Genomic DNA, 3,545 nt, shown 5'->3' with positions numbered 1-3,545 from the left:
CCAGGCGTTGATCCGCCCCTGTGCGGACTGGTCCTGCTCGTAGGTCTCGATCGTGTTCATGCGGTCGTACCATGCCTGCGGCATGACCGATGCCATGATGCCCACGGCCACCGCCATGTAGATGCCGGTGACGAGCTTGTTGCGGCTTTTCAGCCACAGGAACAGCCCCATCGCCAGCATCGCCACCAGACCGCCGCGCGACTGGCTGCCAATGGCCGCGACGCCGGTCAGCACCATGGCGCTGGCCAGCCCGATGCGGATCCACTTGCGGGTTTCCTGCAGGTGCAGGTAACGGATGAGTGGAATCGCCATCACCAGCGCCAGCGCCAGTTCGTTGTTGCCCCCGATGAAGGTTCCGGACGGCCCCTGCACCCGGTAGGCGCCGCCGTTGAGAATGGTGAAAATCCCGCCCTTGACGCCATAAAAGCCGAACGACAGGGCGATCACCCAGATCAGCCAGTGCAGCTTGTGGCGATCGGTGATGATGAGCGCGGTGAGGAAGACCATCAGCTGGATCTTCCATACCTTGTTCCACTGCAGCCAGGCGGAATCGGAATAGAACGCGAAGAAGGTAGTGAACAGCATCCAGCCGATAAAGATCAGCAGGACGATGGTTTCCCGCGTCCATGGCATCTCTTTTTTCTCCTTCGACGCCATGAAAGCCACGATGGTGACCAGGCCGACGATCATGGAGAACGGCAGATCGTAGGCGAATCCCCATGCCAGCCGGTGCGGATTCATGTAGCCCAGCCACGACCACAGCAGGATGCCCAGCCAGGGGCGCTTGAACACGAAAGGAAGCAGGCCGAAAATCAGGCCGGCAATGAATAGGTCTCTCATACGGATTGGGTTTTCTGCGCCATCGGTGAAATCATGATGTCCGCCATATTCATCATCAGGGCATCGGCAAGGTTTCCAGCATTCAGGGTACACAATTGCGACGCGGCGCGCAGGGCAGGCTCGCTCCCCGCCGCGCGCCGGTTGCGCCTGATCCGGGCCGGCGGGCGCCGGGGCTCGCGGCGCATCGGCAGTTCGAACCAGGCGGCCGGCTTCATGCGCGCGGTTCAGGCAACGGCTTGCGCCAGCGCGCCGTGCAGGGGGACGTGGCTGACGACGTAGCGGTGCTTGCCCGAGGCTTCCGGCGCGATCGTATCCAGCAGGTTCAGATCGACGACCAGGGTGGCGCCCAGGCGCGCACGCAATCCATGCAGGATCGCCTCGCGCGCCGCGTCGTTCCAGCGCGCATCCGGCACCACCTGCACCTCCAGCCGGTCGACCGCGTGCTGGATCAGCTTGAACTGGCCCACGCCGGGGATTGCGCGCAGCACGTAAATCACCGCCAGCGCATGCATGATGCGGCCGTCGGCGGCGACGATGAAATCGGTCTGCCGCCCCACCACAGCATCCAGTACGGCGAGACCGCGACCGCCGGGATCGGCCCGCCCCGAACGCCTGACCACGTCGCCGGTGCGGTAGCGGATGAAGGGCTGCGCCGCCGACACCAGGCTGGTGATCACCGCCTCGCCTTCCTCTGCCGGATTGCCCGCCGCATCCAGCACCTCGACGAGATGCGTCTCGCTCATCTGCAGCAGCGAGCCGTCCGGCGCCTGCAGCGCCATCAGGCCGGCGTCGCGGGCGCCGTACTCGACCGAGACCGGCACCCCGAACACGCGTTCGATCAACTCGCGCTGATGCGGAAACAGCGGCTCGCCGGTGCTGCTCACCACGCGTAGCGCATCCAGCCTCGGCCGGATGCCGCGCGCTTCGGCATGCGCGGCCAGCAGCGCCAGGCTGCTGGCATAGCCATAGATCGCCCGCGGATTCCATGTCCTGATCGCCTGCAGGTAATCGTCCATGCGCACGGGCGACATCTCGAACGCATTCAGCAACAGCTGGTTGACCAGGCGGTCGCGCAGGGATTTGATGCGGTCGGTCTTGTTCAGCTCCACCGGCGCGCCCCACAGGTACACCTCGCGCTCGCCCGGATTGACGCCCCACCAGCGGCGCGCGCGCAGCCGCCCGGCGGCGTCGGCGGCCTGGCGTGCACGGCCGAAATAGAAAATCAGCGGCTCGCCGCTGGAACCGCCGGTGGTGTAGGGGAACACCCCGCCCGGCACCCCGCGCCACACCAGCCGTTCGACGTTGTCGCGGGCGTCGCGCTTGTCCATCGTCGGCAGGCGCGGCAAGTCGCTCGGCAACACCGCCCCGGCCCTGACGGCATCGGCCAGCCCGGCGGCCTGCAGCCTGTCCGCATGCCACGGGCTGTGCGCCAGGGCGAGCTGCAGCAGCACGTTGAGATGCCCGGTCTGATAATCCAGCATCTCGCTGCGCGACAGCCACTGCGTGCGCTCCAGTTCGGCAAGCATGGCGAAGGTCGGCCGGCGCATCGCCGCCTCCTGGACGCGAAACACGCCGCGGGCGAGCCAGGCGGGAACGCTCATGACGGCGTCCTCCGGGACAGCGCCCTGAAGCGCTCCAGCAATTCGTCGCACAGGCCGATCACGGCAGGCGCAATGTCGGGCGGGCGGCGGCGCTTCACCGACCGCGCATGGATGCGCCCGGCAGTCGCGGCATTGAAGCCGGGCAGATCGAGAAAATCGTATACCGCAGCGACTTCGCGCAGCGGCTGCTGCACCATGTCTTCATAAAAAACGACACGCACGCGCGCATCGGCGGCCAGTTGCTGTTCGAAAAACAGCGCATTGCGGTAAAACCACATGATGGCCGCGCCCTCGGCTTCGCTGGCCTCCGCACGGTATAGCGCGGCGAGCAATTCACGGGTGGCGGGCGACATGCCGCGTCCGCGCCAGTCGCTCGCATCGCCATGCGCCAGGCGCTGCCATTGCGGCACAAAATTGCCGAAGGACTTGATCGCCGAGCTGACGCTGTCGCGCCAGTCGCGCACGACCCACAGGGTTTTCGCGGGCGCGAACGCATCCATCAAGGCCTTGACGCGATCGAGCTCGCACAGCGCCTTGATCACGAAAACCGGCGCCGGGCATTGCAGCGCAAGCTGCCGGATCACAGCCAGATCGCGCATCTCGTAGCGCTCGAACGCGCGCGGATCGGTCTCGTGGAACACCTGGGTCAGCACGCTGGCATCCAGCACGTCCATCAAGAGGTTGGTGCCGGAGCGCTGCATGCCGCCACAGCGCATGCCGGATGCGCACAGGCAGGCTGCGGGCGTCGTGGCCGGTGGCGGGTTTGGGCTGGTTTGTCATTTGGCGGCTGCGGCGCTTGGCCGGATCGATTCCGGCGCCCCCGCCAGCACCTGCTCGAACGCATTCAGCAGCTGCGCCACGCGCTTGTCCCACTGGTTGGCGCGGGCGTAGTCGAGGATCGCGGCGCGGTTCCAATGCGCAGTCAGCGCGGCGTCCAGAGCCTGCTGCAAGGCCGCCGTGTCGCCGAACGGCACCACGCTGCCGAGCTCGGCGCGGCAGACCACCTCGGCATTGCCGCCGACGTCGGTGGTGACGACCGGCAGGCCGCAGGCCATGGCCTCGAGAAATACATTGGCCCAGCCTTCGTTGCGGGTCGCCAGCACG

General features: G+C 66.7%; 5 protein-coding genes. All 5 read right to left on the bottom strand.

What is annotated here, in order from left to right; all coding sequences use genetic code 11:
- Nucleotides 1-840 (bottom strand): putative O-glycosylation ligase, exosortase A system-associated (locus BGO62_RS00710; RefSeq protein ID WP_296638537.1); only part of this gene is annotated, 840 nt, incomplete at its 3' end.
- A complete protein-coding gene (locus tag BGO62_RS00705) occupies nt 837-1,055 on the bottom strand; it encodes a hypothetical protein (protein WP_296638534.1) in 219 nt (72 codons plus the stop codon). The genes BGO62_RS00710 and BGO62_RS00705, both read right to left, overlap by 4 nt.
- A gap of 9 nt (nt 1,056-1,064) precedes the next feature.
- Nucleotides 1,065-2,441: a phenylacetate--CoA ligase family protein gene (locus BGO62_RS00700; protein WP_296638532.1), complete on the bottom strand. Its 1,377-nt coding sequence runs from the start codon at nt 2,439-2,441 to the stop codon at nt 1,065-1,067.
- Nucleotides 2,438-3,142 carry a sulfotransferase gene (locus BGO62_RS00695; protein WP_296638529.1) on the bottom strand — a complete coding sequence of 235 codons (705 nt, stop codon included), beginning with the start codon at nt 3,140-3,142 and terminating at the stop codon, nt 2,438-2,440. Before BGO62_RS00695 ends, BGO62_RS00700 begins: the two co-directional genes overlap by 4 nt.
- Before the next feature lie 75 nt (nt 3,143-3,217).
- The coding region (locus tag BGO62_RS00690; RefSeq protein WP_296638526.1) for a glycosyltransferase at nt 3,218-3,545 on the bottom strand (328 nt) is incomplete at its 5' end.

Origin of the sequence: Thiobacillus sp. 65-1402 (assembly GCF_001897685.1) — a bacterium.
Taxonomy (GTDB): domain Bacteria; phylum Pseudomonadota; class Gammaproteobacteria; order Burkholderiales; family Thiobacillaceae; genus Thiobacillus.
The sequence above is the reverse complement of the archived record's forward strand: the minus strand, read 5'-3'. Positions and strand labels throughout refer to the sequence as shown.